Source organism: Microvirga sp. 2TAF3, from assembly GCF_052114965.1.
Classification (GTDB): domain Bacteria; phylum Pseudomonadota; class Alphaproteobacteria; order Rhizobiales; family Beijerinckiaceae; genus Microvirga.
In genome coordinates this window covers 1-18,236 of record NZ_JBFRFT010000026.1, presented here as the reverse complement: position 1 = coordinate 18,236, position 18,236 = coordinate 1, and the positions used below count along the sequence as shown (strand labels likewise).

General features: G+C 57.7%; 17 protein-coding genes. 9 read left to right on the top strand and 8 right to left on the bottom strand.

The window, feature by feature from the left end:
- Positions 1-35: 35 nt before the first annotated feature.
- On the bottom strand, positions 36-422 hold the full coding sequence (locus AB4Y97_RS19605; protein WP_442000729.1) for a helix-turn-helix domain-containing protein: 387 nt from the start codon (positions 420-422) through the stop codon (positions 36-38).
- Positions 423-771: 349 nt separating this feature from the next.
- Here AB4Y97_RS19605 and AB4Y97_RS19600 point away from each other — a divergent pair, with 349 nt between their 5' ends.
- Positions 772-1,353 carry a hypothetical protein gene (locus AB4Y97_RS19600; RefSeq protein WP_442000728.1) on the top strand — a complete coding sequence of 194 codons (582 nt, stop codon included), beginning with the start codon at positions 772-774 and terminating at the stop codon, positions 1,351-1,353.
- Between the two features lie 236 nt (positions 1,354-1,589).
- Here the strand turns inward: AB4Y97_RS19600 and AB4Y97_RS19595 are convergent, their stop codons facing one another.
- Both AB4Y97_RS19595 and AB4Y97_RS19590 read right to left on the bottom strand, forming a co-directional pair.
- Positions 1,590-2,603 carry a LysR family transcriptional regulator gene (locus tag AB4Y97_RS19595; RefSeq protein ID WP_442000727.1) on the bottom strand — a complete coding sequence of 338 codons (1,014 nt, stop codon included), beginning with the start codon at positions 2,601-2,603 and terminating at the stop codon, positions 1,590-1,592.
- A gap of 292 nt (positions 2,604-2,895) precedes the next feature.
- Positions 2,896-7,308, bottom strand: coding sequence for a calcium-binding protein (locus tag AB4Y97_RS19590; protein WP_442000726.1), 4,413 nt, complete (start codon positions 7,306-7,308; stop codon positions 2,896-2,898).
- A 213-nt stretch (positions 7,309-7,521) separates the two neighbouring features.
- Here AB4Y97_RS19590 and AB4Y97_RS19585 point away from each other — a divergent pair, with 213 nt between their 5' ends.
- Positions 7,522-7,830, top strand: a complete 309-nt coding sequence (locus tag AB4Y97_RS19585) for a hypothetical protein (protein WP_442000725.1) — start codon at positions 7,522-7,524, stop codon at positions 7,828-7,830.
- A 1,227-nt stretch (positions 7,831-9,057) separates the two neighbouring features.
- On the opposite strand, the gene AB4Y97_RS19580 is transcribed toward AB4Y97_RS19585, so the two are convergent.
- Together AB4Y97_RS19580 and AB4Y97_RS19575 are read right to left on the bottom strand one after the other, a co-directional pair.
- Positions 9,058-9,738, bottom strand: a complete 681-nt coding sequence (locus tag AB4Y97_RS19580) for a hypothetical protein (RefSeq protein WP_442000724.1) — start codon at positions 9,736-9,738, stop codon at positions 9,058-9,060.
- A gap of 50 nt (positions 9,739-9,788) precedes the next feature.
- The gene (locus tag AB4Y97_RS19575; RefSeq protein ID WP_442000723.1) at positions 9,789-11,606 is read right to left on the bottom strand and encodes a hypothetical protein; all 1,818 of its coding nucleotides are present in this window, start codon (positions 11,604-11,606) and stop codon (positions 9,789-9,791) included.
- Positions 11,607-11,724: 118 nt separating this feature from the next.
- Between AB4Y97_RS19575 and AB4Y97_RS19570 the strand changes: the two genes are divergently transcribed.
- Positions 11,725-12,435, top strand: coding sequence for an IS6 family transposase (locus tag AB4Y97_RS19570; protein ID WP_442000722.1), 711 nt, complete (start codon positions 11,725-11,727; stop codon positions 12,433-12,435).
- 348 nt (positions 12,436-12,783) lie between these two features.
- On the opposite strand, the gene AB4Y97_RS19565 is transcribed toward AB4Y97_RS19570, so the two are convergent.
- Positions 12,784-12,960 (bottom strand): hypothetical protein, encoded by a 177-nt coding sequence (locus tag AB4Y97_RS19565; RefSeq protein ID WP_442000721.1) that lies wholly within the window; start codon positions 12,958-12,960, stop codon positions 12,784-12,786.
- Between the two features lie 136 nt (positions 12,961-13,096).
- Here AB4Y97_RS19565 and AB4Y97_RS19560 point away from each other — a divergent pair, with 136 nt between their 5' ends.
- The 3 genes from AB4Y97_RS19560 to AB4Y97_RS19550 are packed head-to-tail and all read left to right on the top strand — an operon-like array spanning position 13,097 to position 14,083.
- Positions 13,097-13,318: a hypothetical protein gene (locus tag AB4Y97_RS19560; RefSeq protein WP_442000720.1), complete on the top strand. Its 222-nt coding sequence runs from the start codon at positions 13,097-13,099 to the stop codon at positions 13,316-13,318.
- Positions 13,315-13,794 carry a hypothetical protein gene (locus tag AB4Y97_RS19555; protein ID WP_442000719.1) on the top strand — a complete coding sequence of 160 codons (480 nt, stop codon included), beginning with the start codon at positions 13,315-13,317 and terminating at the stop codon, positions 13,792-13,794. Before AB4Y97_RS19560 ends, AB4Y97_RS19555 begins: the two co-directional genes overlap by 4 nt.
- A gap of 13 nt (positions 13,795-13,807) precedes the next feature.
- Positions 13,808-14,083 (top strand): hypothetical protein, encoded by a 276-nt coding sequence (locus AB4Y97_RS19550; protein WP_442000718.1) that lies wholly within the window; start codon positions 13,808-13,810, stop codon positions 14,081-14,083.
- 824 nt (positions 14,084-14,907) lie between these two features.
- Here the strand turns inward: AB4Y97_RS19550 and AB4Y97_RS19545 are convergent.
- Entirely contained in the window at positions 14,908-15,237 is a 330-nt protein-coding gene (locus AB4Y97_RS19545; protein WP_442000717.1) for a type II toxin-antitoxin system PemK/MazF family toxin, read from the bottom strand.
- On the bottom strand, positions 15,237-15,512 hold the full coding sequence (locus AB4Y97_RS19540) for an AbrB/MazE/SpoVT family DNA-binding domain-containing protein (RefSeq protein ID WP_442000716.1): 276 nt from the start codon (positions 15,510-15,512) through the stop codon (positions 15,237-15,239). The genes AB4Y97_RS19545 and AB4Y97_RS19540 overlap by 1 nt, the downstream gene beginning before the upstream one ends.
- A gap of 358 nt (positions 15,513-15,870) precedes the next feature.
- On the opposite strand from AB4Y97_RS19540, the gene AB4Y97_RS19535 reads away from it, so the two are divergent.
- From AB4Y97_RS19535 to AB4Y97_RS19525, 3 genes are all read left to right on the top strand, one after another.
- The gene (locus AB4Y97_RS19535) at positions 15,871-16,284 is read left to right on the top strand and encodes an MbcA/ParS/Xre antitoxin family protein (protein WP_442000747.1); all 414 of its coding nucleotides are present in this window, start codon (positions 15,871-15,873) and stop codon (positions 16,282-16,284) included.
- Positions 16,281-16,994, top strand: coding sequence for an RES family NAD+ phosphorylase (locus tag AB4Y97_RS19530; RefSeq protein WP_442000715.1), 714 nt, complete (start codon positions 16,281-16,283; stop codon positions 16,992-16,994). Before AB4Y97_RS19535 ends, AB4Y97_RS19530 begins: the two co-directional genes overlap by 4 nt.
- Positions 16,995-17,119: 125 nt before the next feature.
- Positions 17,120-18,025: a recombinase family protein gene (locus AB4Y97_RS19525; RefSeq protein WP_442000714.1), complete on the top strand. Its 906-nt coding sequence runs from the start codon at positions 17,120-17,122 to the stop codon at positions 18,023-18,025.
- Positions 18,026-18,236: the final 211 nt, after the last annotated feature.

The following is an 18,236-nucleotide window of genomic DNA, read 5'->3' as shown; positions in this document are numbered from 1 at the left end:
TATGTGTCCGCTGCGGCGTCTTGGAAAAATACCCTTTAGCTGTCGGGAGATATCGCTTCAACCAGCTCCACCACTTTGCGCCGAATCTGGCTGTTCTCCAGGGCTGTGAAGGCCTTGGCCAAGCGCAAACCCTCCGGCGTGTTCATGGCGATCGCGACGGCATTCTCTGCACTGCCGATGACCGACTGATCTCCTGGCAAACCTTCGTAGAAGTATGCAACAGAGACCCTTAAGATCGTGCCGATCTGCTGAAGGCGGCCGGCGCCGACGCGGTTGGTGCCCTTCTCGTATTTCTGCACCTGCTGGAACGTGAGTCCTAAAGCGTCACCGAGCTTTTCCTGGCTCATGCCGATCATGAGCCGCCGCGCGCGGATCCGGCTGCCGATATAGCGGTCGGCGTCGCTCGGCGATTTCGTCTTCATCAGTTCGTTCGTCCAAATGGGCCTCAGTGCAGTGCGCCTGGACGAGACGGGGCGCAGAAGCGCAGAAGGCGGCTGACCTCATCGGTCAACTTCTCCCGATCATCTCCTGACATCAGCGCAATGCATTCCGCTACGTAAGATCGAATGCGCTGCCAATCGTCGCCAAAGCGGTCCACGGCCTCCTGGCATAGCTCAGCCAAACTGATCGGCCCATGACGATTGCATTGGGTCATCCCTGCCTCCCGTTCAACGCCAGCGTTGAACCGTTCCATATCTTGCCGCCTTCAAAGCGAGAATAGCGCCGTGCTCTTTACCTGCACGCTTTTCAGGCAGTTCAAGGGCTTGCGTCATGAATCAGACTTCTTCCGCCACCGGTCGCCACGATAACCTCATTCGGGCCGAGGTCGTGACGACACCGGAGCAACTTCTGCATGCCTATGCCATCCGGGCCATCTGCTTCATGGAGGAGCATGGCGTCGCGGCCCGACAGACCTATGACGGCAACGATTATCAGGCCACTCATATCATCGTCTATGCCGGTGACGAGCCGGTCGGCACGGCGCGCATCCGCTGGTTTAAGGACTTCGCCAAGATGGAGCGCACCAGCTTCCGTAAAGCCTGGCGCGATCCCCGCACCATCAAGAAATGCGCCGACTTCATCTTCGAGCATATCAGCCGCAAGGGCTATGATCGCGTCATCACCCACGCCAAGCCCAAATATGCCCGCCTGTGGCGCGCCATGCTCGGGTTCAAGCCTGCGCCCGGCAAAGAGCCGCTGCTGTTCGAAGGGCACGATGAGCCCTATCTCGAACTCGTCAAGGACCTGACGCCGCCGCACAATGCCATCTCGCCCGACACGGATGCCGCCACGCTGTTTCGCGTCGAAGGCTTCTGGGATGCCCGCTCCGAGTTCGAGGCAGTCGAGATATGACAGGCGATCTGCCTCACACTCTTCCCGATCCCGATCAAACTGATGCTGGCGCCATCATGGATTATTTTCGTTCTCACCTCCTCCAGGTGGTCACACTGCACACGGCTCTGTTCAAGAAGCTTCTGTTCGAGGCCAAGGGCGTTCCGCTCGAATTGGCCGAGCTGTTTGAGGATGCGGGTAATACGTATCTCAATCTCTCCGACAGCATCAGCCAGCATCATCTGCAGCGGCGGCTGTCACAGATTGAAGAGCAGCTTGATGCCGATATCAAACCGGCTCGGCGGCGGGTCAAGCCGCAGCTCGGGACTAAACCACGGGTTCGCCGGCCCAAACATCTCGCTCAGCCAGTCGAAGACCAGCTTGACAGGCCGGGCGTTGAGCCGCTCGGTCAGGGCTAGGGCATACAGCGGCACCGCGATCCGGACATCCAGTTCCAGCGGAACCGCATCGGGCTCCAGAATAGTGTAGCTGCCGAGCAAGCCGACGCCGAGTCCCGCTTTGACGAGCATGCCATAGGCCATCGAGTTGTCGCAGAAATGCGCGATCCGGCCTTGGGCAACAGCGTGGTTCCAGGCATCCCACAGGCCGGTCCTGGCGGTGTAGAACTCCGATTGCAGAAAGAAATGCTGCGCCAGGTTCGACCGGGTCGGAATCCCATGCTGGCGGATGTAGGATTTCGCCACGACCGGGATGAAATGCAGCGAGCCAAGCTTGCGGGTTGTGATGTCCGCGGCGTCGGTGGGACTGAAGCCAATCATCAGATCGGTTTGGTTCTCCCTTAAGCTGACGACATTGGCCGGGCTCTTGAGATGCAGCTGGATCTTGGGATGCTCGGCCGTAAAGGACGGGATGGCAGGAGCGACGAAGAAGGTGTTGAGGCCATCGGTGATGCTGACGCGCACGACGCCTTCGGCGTCCTTGGTTTCAGCCTTGAGGTCATTGGTGAGGGCGTAAAGCGAATGGTCGAGCCGGGTCAGGGCCTGCGCCAGCGATTGCCCCTTGGCGGTGAGTTTGACGCCGTGCCGGGTCGGCACGAACAGCTGCGACCCCATCAGGTCCTGTAACCGCTTGACCCGACGGCTGACTGTGGGCTGGCTCGTGTTGAGGACCTCTGCGGCCCGATTGAAGGACTTAGCCTTGGCGACGGCGAGAAACACGCGTAGTTCGCCCCAGAACTGGCCGCTCAGGATCGTCTCGTTGTCGAGCGGGGTTCGGATCAGGTTCCGCTGTTCGGGATCGAACGGCTCCATGTTTCCCTTCCCGTCCCATCAAAGTGACGGGCTCAAGTGTTGAGCGCATCCTTGGCGCAATCTTGTCTTGAGAAACAATATTGCCAATGAAGCAGATGGCAAAGCCTATTGAGCTTGAACCGCTTCAAAGAAGTGCGCAGCTATTCCGATTAGTGCCGCGATGATGATCAACGGATGGGCTGCGGAGGCCTTCTGCCGGTATATCCGGGCGATGTTATGGTTCCTCGGCCACTCGCCCATATGGCCCTCAATGTGAGGGGAGTCCCCTCACATTGCGTACATCGCGTTTCAACTACGCCACGAAGCGGAAGTCGTCAGCGTGCAGGCTGGCCAAGGCTACCTTCTTGAGGGTGAGCCCACCGTAGCCGTCCGCCGTGATGACGACATCCGAACCTTTCTGGGTTGCCGATGCCATGACGGCTTTCAGGTCAGCAAAGATCGATGTCTTGAACTCGATCACGTCGCCCTTGCCGGCGCCGGCGCGGAACTTCGAGATCGTGTCGTGGCCGAACTTGCCGCGGAACGTAAACACGTCGTTCTCCGACGAGGCTACCAACGCCTCGTTCTTCGCCGTGCTGCGGATCGACGGACGCGAGGCGGCCCGCAATGTCACAATGCCATCTTCCGGCAGAAGGCCGGGCATCCCGGCGTCCGGATCGAGATTGTCCGGCGCGGTTGGATCATCCACCTTCCCCGACGCATCGCCGACGCGATAGGTCCGCTCCTTCGTCGCCATGTCCTCGTCCCACTCCCACACCGTAACGCCGCTCGCATTCTTCTCGGTGTAGTGCCAGGTCCCCGTCTTGGCGCCATAATAAGTCGACCATGTCTGGATGACCTGATGATTGTCATCGTAGGTCACTTCCTTGCGCGTCCGCTTGGTTTTGTCGGCACTCAGATACTGCTTGATCTCCTCCCAGTCAGCGTCGGCCACGTCGTAATCGTAGGTTACCCACGTATCATCATCCATCTGGTAGTTGATGGCGAGGCGCTCGTGCTTGGTGCTCTTGTCGTCGTAGATCGCGACGGAGTACTTCCACTCCTCGCCCTTACCGTAATCCCACTTGCGCAGAATGCGGAGTTTGGTCGAGTCGAAGCTGGAATATTGCTCCTGCCTTACACGCAGATATTCATCGGGCTTTGTCGGATTCTTGATGTAGTCCGTCTCCAGCCGGTCCCAGGCGCTGTACTCCTTATACCGGTCCCACCAGACCCGCTTTGCGTCATGCTTATCGAGGTCCGGCTTATCATAGACGGTGAATATCAGCCTCGTCGTGGTTTGGCTGTCGTCGGTGTAGATGGTCGTCTTTTCCTTATAATCCGAGTACTGGTGATAGAGGTCGTACTCGGTCACGTCACACTCGCCCTTGTCCTTGTGAGCGACGACTTTGTAGATTTCGTACTTGCCGGATCCGGATGCAACATAGTTGTAATAGGTTTCAGTCTGCCGCCAATCGATCCCTGCCGTGTAATCCCACTTCCGGATGATACCGTTCTTCAAGACGCCTTCACTAATCCACTTGTCTTCCTGCAAGTCCTCCCGATGGGCCCCTGACTTGTCATAATACGTCACACGCTCGGACCAATCCCCTGCTTTGTACTGCCAGTCCCATCGTATCTGGGAATAGGTCGGATGAAGGTCATAGTTCACCTCCTTCCAGAGCCATTTGTCCAAACCGAGGATGTAGAGCGTGGAGTTGGCCCAATCCTGGCCGTTATAGTCCCATTCCTTGATGATCGTATATTCCGGCTCGTCGGCAGCAGGTGCGTAATAGGTGTAGGATTCCCAATCCTTGTTACCGCGAGCGTCATAGTTTTCCTGGAAGTTTTTCCATTCTCCCGGCCGCGGATTAGCATAACCGGCGCCGCTATAATTGGAGCCATCCTTGTTGTAGTCCTTGCCCTTCAGGACACGTCTGCCGGCGAGCGGGCCGCTGTCGTACTTGGTTTCCTCCGTCAGCCAGTGAACCTTGGCGAAGACATCGTATTCGCGGTAGATCTCGCTCCACTCCTTTATACCGGTAGGATCCCATTCGCGCTCGATGTAATCGACGATGCTGGGATCGGGAGCACCCGCGGGCTCATGGAGTGTGTCGAGCTGATAATAGGCGTGATAATCGACGCCGATCTTGACGAGATTGGTCGTGCGCTTCTGCCAAGTCTCCTTGCCGTACCAGTCCCATTCCTCGATGGTCCGCGTCAGGTCGTCATTCTCGTAGAGCTGCTTGGTCAGGTTGGCGTTGGCATCGTAGGTCTGGACATAGGACACCCAAGTCTCGGCCGTGCCGCCGGGACTGCGATCCCAGGCATAGGCGAGGCGTGAGCCGTCGGGCTGGAACACCGTCTCGCTCAGCAGGTCACCGGCCAGGTTGCGGTGCTGGATGAAGATTTCGAATTTCGTGGGATCGTCGGCCCAGGGCCGCCAGCCCAGTATGTTCTTCGAGCCGTCGCCGCTGTCGACATCCCAGGCGATGTCTGCATCCGTGCTGATCGCATAGTCGAGGTCAGCTTTGGTCAGTTTCTGATCGCTGCCGAGGAAGTGAAAGATCTCGATATCGGCCAGATCCGTTCCGTCATTGTCGGGCAAGCCGCTGCGCAGATCAACGATGGAGAAGCGGCCGACCGCCGTGTTGAAGCGGATCTTGTAGTCCGATATCTGACCGGTCAGCACGATGGTATCGGTGCCGGCACCGCCGTCGATGAAGTCCACATCTGGGCCACCAACCAATATATCGTTGCCGTCGCCGCCGAAAAGTTGATCGCGCCCGCCGCCGCCGTCGAGCGTGTCATTACCGGCGCCGCCCGAGAGCATGTCGTCGCCAAGTCCGCCCCGCAGACTATCGTCACCCGCGCCTCCGGTGAGGACATCATTGCCGGCGCCGCCATCGAGCGTGTCGTTGCCGGCGCCGCCCCACAGCTTGTCCGAGCCCGCGCCGCCATCGAGGCTGTCGTTGCCGTCATCGCCATAGAGCTCGTCATTGCCCTCTGCGCCGAGGAGCGTGTCCGTTCCGGCACCGCCATAGAGAATGTCGTTGCCGACGCCCCCCGAGAGGATATCGGTACCAGCCCCGCCTTTCAGGATATCGTCGCCCTCTTCGCCATACAGAACGTCGTCGCCATCATAACCGCCGAGGGCATCGTTGCCCGCTCCGCCCCAGAGCGTGTCGTTGCCACCGGAACCGAGAAGCGCATCGTCGCCACTCCCACCATAGAGAAGGTCATTCCCGTCACCGCCGTCGAGATCATCGATCCCATCATGGCCGTAGAGCGTATCGTCGCCGGCATCGCCACGCATGCGGTCGTTGCCCGCGCCGCCTTCCAGCTTGTCGTTGCCGCTGCCGCCTTCGAGAGTGTCGTCGCCCTCGTCGCCCTGGAGAACATCGTCACCATCGCCGCCGAGCAGCATATCATTGTCGTCGCCGCCACTGAGGAGATCGCGCCCGGCTCCGCCCTGCATCCAGTCGAGGCCGGCGCCGCCTCTCAGCGTGTCGTCACCATTGCCACCAAAGAGATCGTCGCTGCCATTGCTGCCGTCCAGGAGATCGTCACCGCTCTCGCCGTATAGGATGTCGTTCCCGCTTCCGCCATAGAGGAAATCATTGCCGTTGCCGCCGTGGAGTTCGTCAAGGTCGCCACCGCCCTTCAGCGTGTCGTCGCCATCTCCACCGTAGAGGAGATCGCCGTGGGCGCCGCCGTCGAGAGAGTCATTGCCCGCACCGCCTTTAAGGACGTCGTAGCCGTCGCCACCAATGAGCGTGTCATTTCCACCGTCACCGGAGAGCACATCATCCCAACTACCACCATCGAGACGGTCGTTGCCGTCGCCCCCTGAGAGCAGATCGTTGCCGCCGCCGCCCTCGAGCCTGTCGTTGCCGCCCTCCCCATACAACCGATCATCCCCGCGACCGCCGTCGAGGGTATCGTTACCACCGCCCCCGTAGAGAGCGTCGTTCCCATCTCCGCCTTTGAGATCTGACTTTTCGCCACCACCCCGGTAGAGGTTGTTCCAGGCATTTCCCACCATCTGCCAATATGTGAGAGAAGCTTTCTTGTTAAACCTCATCAAAGAGGATTGCCCCTCGGTCCAAACCTCTGAACGGAGGGTTTGCCCATTCGCAGCCAGGTGATACAGCACTGCAATCTTTCCTGACGCATCGTATTGGCTCGCTAGACGCGTTCCATCCTTTTGCTTGATGAAGGCAGCATCGTATCCTGCCGCTCCCAAACCCAACGCTTTCGCGCGATTGCCATCGCCGGAGAACACCTTTTTGCGTGTCCCGTCACCCGGGAGGATCTCAACCTTATCTTCGGAGACTGTCAGACCTGCATTCCGCGTGCCGATGGCAAAGGCCATATCGGCAACAGTGATCTTTTTGCCCTTTGCAGTCGTGGCCGTCGCAGTTCCATAGATGCGCGACCCATCCGAATATTTCCTTCCTCCGCCATCATACTTCAATGGAATAGACGACAGCCCAAGCTGCTTCAACGTTTTCAGCTCACCCGGGTCCGTGACCGCATCCATGTCGGCATCGACCCAGACTCTGAACTTGTCGAAGTTGGCATCGGATGATGACAGTACGCCATCCCCATTGGTATCGAACTTCACACGGACAGCCCACATGTCGCGCACTGCAACATGGGACCAGAGCGTGAAAACAAATTCGCTTGCGCGGTTGACCGTGCCCGAGAGATCCTCATCGAACACGAGAAGACCGTCGCCTGGACCGATCCAGGCCGTGTGCCCTACCGCGCCGTCACCATTATAGTCGAAATATGTGCTCGACTTGTTCAGCGGAACAAACTCGATTCCATCTCCATCGAGATCCAGAACGATTGGGGAAATGGGCGTTGAAGGATCAACTTCCGCCGGTCCCTGACCTGGTTGATCGCTTACAGATGGGCCACCTCTGAGGTCGGGTTGTCCACTGCCGCCAAGCGTTCCACCCGGGCCTGGCCTGTCACCCTCGTTTCGACCGCCATACCCTTCGCCTCCACCGCTTCCTATCTGGTCACCACCAAGCGCACTATCGAGACCATCATTGCCGCCACCACCAGAAAGAACTCCCCCACCTCCATTCGATCGGCCCACACCGCCGCCGCCCCCCTGGCCTTGGTTGCCACCGCTATCGGAGTTGGACGGGTATCCGCCTGTCGGAGGAGAATTTCCATCGCCCCCCCGCCCCTCGCCGGGCTCCTGGTTTCCGCCGTTCCAGCCTCCGCCCTTTGACCCATTAGACGAACCTGAGGAGCTAGCGCTTGGCGGCTTCGGCACATTGGAGCCGGGATCACGCGACTTATTGGTGGGCCCCTCACTGATATAGTCACTGATTAGAGCTGCTGTCAGGGAGAAATACGAGCCACCCTTGAGCACAGCTTTGGCGGCATCAGCCGCGTTGATCTCACGACTCTCGAATGCCGATGTAGCGCTGGATGCTCCAAGAGTACGATCCAGCAATTGGCCCTGCTTATCTGGAGGAGGCCTCTCCCCAAGATCTTCATAAGGATCAGGCTCAATACCTAGAGACCTGAGAGCTTTGCCTACCTCTTTGTAGAATTCCGGACTGTGAGGCTTCTTGACGCCAGCATTCCCCGCGAGCCCATTGAGTTTGTGATGTAGAGTTTCGTGAACGAGAGTCTTTACCTGATCCTTCCAATGATTTGGTGCAATCCATATACCCGGTGCGCCAGCTTTCGGGTCTGCCTGGGCGTACCCAGAGAACCCCAAAGGAATTCCCGCGCGTACAGCCTTTTCATTCTCTGCGGAAAGAGAGCTTGGATTATCGGTGACGAAAACATCAATGTCGTTCGGAACACTCAAAAAATCTTTGACATTTGGGAGCGCATGTAACTGGTCGATCCAGCTTTGCACTAAGTCCTTATTAATCGCGTTTGGATCTACCGAGAGCTTAATTTCGCCCATGATTGGCTTTCCCTGTAAGCTATTTTAGTCGCGGACTTGTTCAAAGATACCGTCAAAGTTTGAAGTATTGCACGCGAACAGCGTGAGCTTATCCCGACCTTTTCTCCAAATTAAGGAACAGGTATCTGTTTCATCCCCAATAGTGAGACGCAACTTATCTTCTTCTGTGATTTGCCATCGCCCGCCGAAATCAACTCCATGCCCACGATCAACGTCTACTCCGTGGAGTTCTCCATTCTCGCGAAAGCAGAGCCATAGACCCGAAACTGTTCGCCCGTCGAAGCTCTGTTTGCTCCAACATCCCGCTGGGAAACCTTCCTCTGCTATTCCATGTGCACGGACTGTAAATGCAGAGAGCAAGACGATGAGACCCCCAATTTTCGGCATTCTAGATTTCGTGATCAACTTCCTAATGGACATCGCATGCCTGCCACAAAGATAAAATTTAGTTTGRCTTCCTGAGTACAATTCACAATTGCCGCAGCCGGTAACCTTCGAACGTAGAACCATCGCCACAATCACCTAAGTCCTTGATCAACAGAACAGGCCCCTTAACGAACAGCAGAGGTTTGCAGCGATCATCAATAAAACCGGGACTCTCGCCCCCCGGGGCCTTTCCGGCTGTGACTGCGATGTTTCTTTTTTTAAGGTGACTTGTATTGCACTCGCCTGAGGCGTCGCTCCGTGCGCGAATATTTCATTACTTGTGGTGCGACTCCATCTTGGGCCATCTTCTATAGTGTGTTCATACTCACCATAAATTTCATATTTGCCATTCTTGGCACTCTTGATCTCAACAACGCTTGGTTGACCATAATTCCCCACCCAAGGATCTCCATCGCTACCAGCTTCCGAAAAATTGCGTAGGGACCTCTGATCGACCCAGAAATCTATATCGGGTATGCCTGTAGGACTCCGAACACAGGCGTGCTGCCCGGATCTGTTCCAGACGACAACGATTGTCCCTGCCTCAGCATAGGACTGCCGCTGACTTTCCTGTTTCTTTTGGAGGTCCATAATTGCGGACGTCCGCTCTGTTATCTCGGCCACTTCGAAGTTGCCGTCGTCAGGATACCTTCCGGGCTCGCAACTCGTCCGAATATCCTGGGCCTCGGCTGAGGAAGCTATCGCGAGCGGCAACAATGCATAGATTGCAACACTTAGCGCGATTGCATTGATGGTGCTCCAAGCCACTTCATGTGTCGTGAGTTTCATCCCAACGCCCCCAAATCCGCAAAGTGTGCCCAAGATTGTTCTCAAACGCCTTAGATCACGAAAAAATCATGATAGGAGATCGTCTTCAGCTTCTTCGGCAGAAGAACTGCGATCTTCACAGCCGCACTCGCCCCCGTCCCGTCCGCATCGTAATACAAAGCCCCTGTTTTGGGGTTGTAGATCACGCGATCATCTGCGTCGTGCGCACTCGTGCCTTTCCAGAACATCTTGGGATTCAGCTTCGCCGGCTTGGCGAGTGTGCCTTTGCTGCCCAGCGCCTTGAAGATTTTGTTGTCGAGATAGATGGCATCGTCTTTGACGTTGAAATCCATAATCCGGTCAACATTCATCCTCGCATGCGGCTTCGTGTCGAACACTAATGCATCCTTGCCTTTGCCGCCGATCAAGACGTCATTGCCGAGTCTGCCGAAGATCTTGTCGTTGCCGAGGCCGCCCGACAGCTTGTCCCGACCTCTGCTGCCGATGAGCGTATCGTTGCCGTCACTCCCAATGACCGAGCCGGTTCCATCACCTCTTCGCTCGGCATATAGCACCTCGTCCTTCACGTCCTCCACGGCGATCGTGAAGGACTCATCAACAAAGCTTTCGTCCTTTGCCGTCGCGCGCACGACGATCTTGTGCGACGTCTGCTGTTCGTAGTCGAGCTTGGCTCCATTAGCGACCAAGAGCTTGTCACCGTCGATGACAAAGCGATCTCCGGCATCGTCAACAAGCTTGTAGGTGAAGGTATCGCCGGCCCCGAAAACCTTCGCCGTCAGCAGGCCGACGAGCGTGCCGCCGCGGGCCAGTTCCGGCACGCTGGCATGGCTCAAGTCCAGATGCGGCGGCTCGATCTTGACATCCTGTACGATGGTCACGGTCGCGGCGGATCGGCGCCCGCCCTCATCGGTGAGCGTCACCGTCACCGGCTGTTGCGTGCTCGTCTCCGGGGGCGTGCCGGCCGTCGTGAAGGTCACTGCCCGAATGAGCTCCTGCACCCGCGCAGATATAGCGTTGACATTGTTGAAAGCGATGCTGAGGCTGGCATCGCCCGCCTCCCACAGCATGCCGACCTCGATCCCGCCGACCATGACAAGGCTGCCGGCCGCATAGCCCCCATCGAGGGTGACGGTTCCCGACGTGTCGATGCCGAGGCGGCCCGGCGCATCGAGACCGCGCGGCGCCGCCACGCTGAGCAAGGCATAAGTCCCGTCGTCATCGGAGATAATGGCGTTGCGTCCGGCATCGATGAACACCGTCTGGTTGACCGAGGTCTCGATGCGGTCCCCGTTCAGAGCTTCCATCAGCGGCGCCGTGTTCACATGCATGCCGGCCGCGTCCACGATTGTGTCGATGCCCTGCTTGTGCAAAGCCTTCAACTGAGCGGCCGTGAAGGTGACGCTGGTTGCCTCCAACCTGTCGTTCTGGCTGACGAGCCCCGAGGCCAGCATGGCCGTTTTTAGGTCGGGAGCGATAAGGACGGAATTGTCCGTCTGCAGGGAGAGCCGGTCGACGCCGATCAGCGTCTTGGCACTGAAGTCGAACACGTCGCCGCGAAGCACCAGCTCATCCCAATGGGTTTCGGGTCTGTCGCCGCCGTCGAAGGTCGTGACCCCGGTAAATCGCTCCTGATCGAGGATGATCGTATCGTGCTGATCCGAGCCACGGATGGTCTCGATGCCGGTGAAGATTGTCGGCAGGGTTAGATCGAAGGTGCCGCCATCCACCAGCTGGAGCATATCATCACCCGCGCCGCCTGTGAGGACTGCACTCGGCAGGTTGTCGGCTCGCACTGTGAGCGTCGCGGTCAACGACAGCTGCGGCGCAGAGGCAGATAACGTATCGGAACGTGCATATTTCGAGGTCATTACAACTTCTTATTGCCTACAAAGTCTGCAGGAAACTATTCTTTTAGAGGGTGCACATGCGTCAAGGGGCACCGTCAGATTAACGCGACGGTGACTGGATGCGGGCATAAGCGAGGGCATGAAACCGACCCGCCATCGTCGCTATGCCCGCCACCGCTTTCCGGCTGAGGTGATCAGCCATGCCGTCTGGCTGTACTTTCGGTTTCCGCTCAGCCTGCGCATGGTGGAGGAGATGCTGGCGGCCCGCGGGATTGAGGTCAGTCATGAGACGGTGCGGCAGTGGGCGCTCAAGTTCGGTCAGGCCATCGCCAACCAGATCCGGCGGCGTCTTCCGGCACCCGGAGACAAGTGGCACTTCGACGAGGTTGTCATCAGCATTGCCGGCCGGAAGCACTGGCTTTGGCGCGCCGTCGATCAGCACGGGGTCGTGCTCGATATCCTGGTTCAGAGCCGCCGCAATGCAAAGGCCGCCAAGCGCCTGTTGCGGAAATTGCTCAAGAAGCAGGGTGCTGCTCCTCGGGTGATGATCACCGATAAGCTGGCCAGCTACGCTGCCGCAAAGAAGGTTGTCATGCCCGGTGTTGAACACCGACAGCATAAAGGCTTGAACAATCACGCAGAGAACAGCCATCAGCCGACCCGACGACGCGAGCGGATCATGAAGCGGTTCAAATCAGCCGGGCAGGCCCAGCGCTTTCTCTCCGTTCATGACCCGGTGGCAAACCTCTTCCGTCGTCCCGCTAACACCAATGCCGCCGCTCATCGTCAGTCCCGGGCCCAAGCCATTAAGATCTGGGCTGAGGCGACTGGCCTCGCGGCCGGCTTCTGATGCGCCCATGTCGTGCGGGGGGTCGCGACCTTAGCTCGTTAACTTGACGATGCCCGCCGGCGTCCAGGCCGGCGCAATCTAACCAATCTGGTGCGTGTGATTTCGCGAGAATGGCTCGCCTGGCTGAAGCACGGACCGCGCGAAGGGGGTGTTCAGAAAAGTGAGCCCCACGGATGAAAGAGTCTCTAAAAAGGGTGAGAGCAGCACCCAGCCAAACCGTCGCAAGGGCTATCCGAGGGATAGGGAAGAGCCTGGGGCCGCCCACAGCGCCAGATTCTCAAACATCTGAGCTCTAGCCTCATTCAATCGGGCTGTTTTGATACCCTCACATGAGCGGTAATAGCCCTCTCATGCCTGCTCTAACTCACGGAGCTTTTCCCTTAAGAAGGCCTCTATCTGAGCCTCAATGGTCTCGACCCGAATGCCCCTCTTGGCCAGGGCCTCAACCAGCTTGGCGATCTCCTCATTTCGGGGTCCATACATGGCCCAATCGTGGAGCAAGTGAACGTCGTCTGGATGCACCATCAGGGTCTCCTATGGCTCCGGTCTTCATCCCGAGAAACTTTCGAGGGCGCACTTATACGTTTCCTTATAGAAACGCTGATGATACTATATAACTATGGTGCCGAATTTCCCATCTGTCTGTGGTTTGAATGACCTCGTGGATCGCTGGGTCTATACCCCGCAGGGGGTTCGGAAACTCATCCGGTTGGACAAAAACTTCCCTCAACCGGTCACCGAAATAAACAAGGGCAAAACCCCTGTTTGGCTCATTAGTGACATCGAGGATTACGAGCGCAAGCGCCCCTGGCTTTGGGACGATGAGGCGAAGCGGCGGCGGATCGTCCATGCCTTCATGCGCAGCATGGGAGGGCCTTCATGAGCAGGGCGCCATCAGTTCTCACTTTGGTGAATTGGGACTGGCGGCCCGCGGTGTTGACGCCAGGGTGGCCACATGAGGCGTTCGCTGTTCTGACGCCGGAAGGACCCTGGGTAAAGGTTGATGAACTCGACGTCGCTGAGACTGCCGGGGTGCTCACTGAAGATGCTTGGCGGGCGACTTTTGAGGGCAAGTTTGGAAAGCTCGACTTATCGACTCTGCCCCTGAAGATAGCTCCCTATGTGGCAGCTTTGGCCGAGCATCATAGGGTCGTTCATGTCCACATGGCTGCCGATGAATTTTCCCACATAGCCTCCAGGCTGGCCTCCAGTCTGGTCAGAGACAACCCGACACCTCGAGATGAGACAGAGCAGATCATTCTGGCGCTCTATAGGGATGCCATCATCAGCGGCAACGAAGCGAATGAATTGCTGATCCGGCACCTGAGACAGCGAGCAATTTCCAGAAGCGGAGACTGAAGAAGGAGAGACCGTGGAGCCCTATCACTGGACCTACGACCAGGTCATTGAGGCCGAGACCGCTATCGAGATTTTGAACCGCGCCCGAGCCCTGCTTTCTGCTCGGATTTACGAGATTGAGGCTGCTCATCCAGCCGAGGCAGAGCGGCTCAGGGCGAAGCGCAAAGACCTTCATGCGATCTCGAATGAGATCCGGGTTGGCGACGATGAAAGCGTGAAAACCGTCACGGAGTATTGGGGCCAACTGACCAAAGACGAGACTGCTTTCTGGGCGGCAATAGGGGGATAAATCCCATAGGCTTCGAGGGGCGAACTAACTCGCAGATCCTGAAGAGGAGGAGCCCCCATGCTAGCCGGCTCTGTTGCATTAACCTGTTAAGCCACAGGATGTAGTATCCGGTGATCCGAGCGAGCACGCTACGGATTGTGCCTCATGGAGTTAATGCAACAGAGCCGAAGTCGATAGTGGCAGCGCGAGGTTTCTGCGAGTGAGGCTTCTCTCACTTGAGGTTTTACGATCCGACCCCTCCAAAAAGCTAAGCTTTCGCATAAATGCTAAATTGTTGAAACAACACGATAAAATAGGAACAGTGGAAGTTAAAACACGACTAGCTACGGTCTGGCAGACGGATTTGAGCCGTTCTGCCTGGCGGTATCGCGAGCCGCTACATCTAAGTTCTCATCACTAGCGCTCATGGAAGCCTACGAGCAGCCAGTGGGACTTAGAAGTCTTTGTTTTAAGCCATTCAGCAGGCCCGAGGGAAGTCCTGCCCTCTTCGGCTGGTAAACAACATTTCTGACCGATCGTTTTCAAACGATCGTTTACTCATGACGTATAGATTTGTACAAAGGGACGGAAACGACATTAGGCGCTCGCCTGTAACCCTTCCTCCCTTTGAGAAGTTGGTGATATAGAAGCAGGAGGGCAGCCTGCTCCCTCTATGGGGCCGGCCGCATCGCATGCCGGCGATTCTTCACGACCTGAACGGTAGCAAGATTGGATGAACCGCTCTCTGGAGCGGGAATTCCCGGGTCTTTCTCCGAGATGTAGGTCACGGAAGCGTCTTGTTCGAGCGCGCAGCCTTTCCAGCCTGCTGGAAAGCTGGAAGGCCTTTATTCGAAGATTGTGATGAGCTTCGCCATGACTTCGTCCGTGATATAGTTCGGGGCCGCTTCGACGCGCTTGCCGTTGCGAGCCCGCATGTCGATTGTGCGGGGCTGATCGCATTGGACGACACCTGTCGTTGTCGTTCCCGCGCCCATGAGCGATACGGCAAAGCCAGTGTTCCGAGCGACGTTGCCGACCGTCGTCACGGGCAGGACAACCGGCATCCCGAGCCGATTGAAGGCAGCAGGCGACACGATGAAAACGAACCGCTTGCCCCGTTGCTCATGGCCCTTTGTCGGGTCGAGATCAACGTGCCAGATTTCCCCGCGATCCATTACGCGGGTTCCTCAGGCCAGTGGTCACGCTCCATGCCGGCCGAAGGCGCATCGAGCCACTCCCTCTCGTCTTGCGAGAGCGAGGCGGCGGGATCGCATTGGTCCAGCAGCTCCGCCAACGTATATTTCTTCCGAGCCGGCATCATGACGATTCGGCCATCCTCCACAGACAAGTCCACCGACCCTTCCGGGCTGAGATGGGCCTCTTCGAGCAGAGCGGGGGGAATGGCGACCATCGTTGATCCGCCGACTTTCCGCAGGCGTGCGACTGCCATGGGGGCCTCCTTTTGAGTTATACTGAAATATAACTTCTGTGGCATGGCGCCACAAGTGGGCTTGTGGCGCCATGCCACAGAGGACTTGGAAAGGACATTCTTCTTAGGCGCTCCTCTGGTCATGCCCTCTTGTTATCCGAAGCCGATAAGACTGTCAGGGTTCAGGGAAAGGCTGAGCCCCGACCGTCAAGTCCTGCCGCGGACGCATTGCCAATGGCGACACATCTAGGTCTGGACTAACGGGTTGTACTCAAAGGGAGCGCTCGAGACGGCAGTTTGCTGATCGAACCAACGGCAAGTAGATATGTTGCCATATGGCATTAAATTTAGTATTAATGCCATATGGGAGAAAAAAACAATGGCTGCATTGTTACGCGTCGACACCACCCCTCGGGACTTTGTGCCGGCACCCATCACAGATGATGAGGCAGCTGCGATGTTTCGCGCGGCGCTCAATCTGTTTCGCCTGTGGGATCTTACCGACGACCAAGCCGCCATCCTGCTCGATCTTCCCGTCCGGACGTATCGGAGATGGAAGGCCGGCGACCTCGGCCGCATCGATCGCGACGGGAAGGCTCGGCTCTCCAATCTGATGGGCATCCATAAGGCCCTTCGCCTGATCTTCCGTGAGCCGCAGCGCGGATATGCCTGGATTAAGGCCCCCAACGCGGCGTTTGCTAGCCGGTCGGCACTTGACGTGATGCTGGCTGGCGAGCTGACCGACCTGATGCGAGTCCGCCGCTATCTGGATGCAGAGCGGGGATCCTGGTGATCGACATCGAATCGATTCCCGCAAGTGATGTTAGTTGGCAGAGGGCCGTCAGGATCATTCGGAGCCTGTTCCCGCCGATTGATCTCTTCGAGGATATCGCGGACCCGGCCGATTGGCCGCTCCTGATTTCTGCAGAACAGAAGACCAATCCCCGCCTGATGGAAACCATTGGCAATCTGGATTTGGTGCCCGAAGGGCGGCGTGCCGCCGGTCCAGGAGCAACTTATCTTATGGCGCCGTTCACCCATGTGAGCAAAGACCGGCCGAGCCGATTCAGTGATGGCACATTCGGCGTCCTGTACGCCGGATATTCCTTCGAGGTCGCCCTGTTCGAGACGATCCATCATCATGCCCGCTTCATGGCGCGCACAAATGAGCCTGCCGGTTGGACATCTCAGTTTCGAGAAATCGTGCTTGATGTCACGGCACGACTGCATGATCTCAGAGGCATTGAAACTGACTTACAGGGCTTTCTCCACCCGGATGACTACTCGGGAAGCCAAGCGCTGGGCTTGCATCTTCGTGCCGTTGGGGCGGATGGCATCGTCTATCCGAGCATTCGCCGCCCTGGCGGCGAATGCGTCGGTCTCATGTATCCGGACTGCGCGGCCAATCCTGTTCAAGGTCGGCATCTCGACTATCACTGGAACGGCACGTCCGTTGATTTTTATCGTGATGTGAGCACCGGCGAAGTATATCAGATCATGTAGGATCCCGATTTAGATCCCATCATGCGACATCAAGTGCTCGAGGTATTTTTGAAATTTGTGGCGTGCCTCTTCAGGGGCACGATCCCACATGCCTTCACGGGTTTTTGCTGTTTCCGGTTACTGACGTGCGGTCCCCTCCCCCTCTCAAACGCCTGATCGGCTATGCCCGCGTCTCAACTGAAGATCAGACGACAACGGCGCAGATTGACGAGTTGCAGGCCGCCGGCTGTGCGATCGTCCACCAGGAGCACGGCTCTGGTGCGTCTCGCGCCCGTCCTGTTCTCGCCCGGGTCCTGCGGGAAATCCGTCCCGGTGAGGTGCTGGTGGTGGTCCGGCTGGATCGTCTTGCTCGATCAGTCAGCCACCTCTTGGAAGTCATTGAGGACCTGAAGCAGAAAGGAGCGCATTTCCGCAGCCTGAGAGATCCGATCGATACATCGACGCCCCAGGGCATGTTCTCACTACAGGTTTTAGGCGCCGTTGCGCAGCTGGAGCGAGCGCTCGTCTCGGAACGCACCAAGGCGGGCCTCGAAGCGGCGAAGGCTCGTGGCAAGCAATTGGGTAATCCAGGTGTGCGGGAACGTCGACCTGAAGCGCTGCGCAGGATCTCATTGGCCCGCGAGAAAACCTATGTCGACCAACTGATCAGCTCGGCTGAGACCTGGCTGCCGACAGTCCGCCGAATGCGTCCCGGGCATAGTTGGGAGGACGTCGTCCACATCCTCAATAGTAGAGGGCAGTCTTGGACGGTCGAGCGACTGCGTCGGGCAGTTAGAGTGTTGGTCGCACAACGCATGTCAGATCCTGTCTTGCTCAAGCGCTCCCCTCGCCGCTCCCCAGATGATCGCCTTATGACGCTGATTGCCGCTATCGCCATAGCCGACCCTACTCTCTCGTTACGAGACATCGGAGTTCAGCTCGAGGCGATGCGGGAGCGGACGCCGCGTGGCGGGCGCAAGTGGTCAGCTTCCTCCGTGAAGGCACAGCTCGATCGTGCGAGGAGCCTAGGACTCGGCTCGCCTGAGGCTTGACCGGTCCATTCCAATAGTACGCACTGATGAAGACCTTCTCCATCCACGGTCGCGTCCCGCCCGTAAGCTCCCCCTTTCTCCCGACCTTAAGCGGACCGTCGAATGACCTATCTGGTATAGGGCGGCACTAAATAGCTTCATGCGACGCCTTAGGATCTCACCGAGAAGATCACAAATATTGAGCTATACGCGGTCAATACGTCAGCCGGAT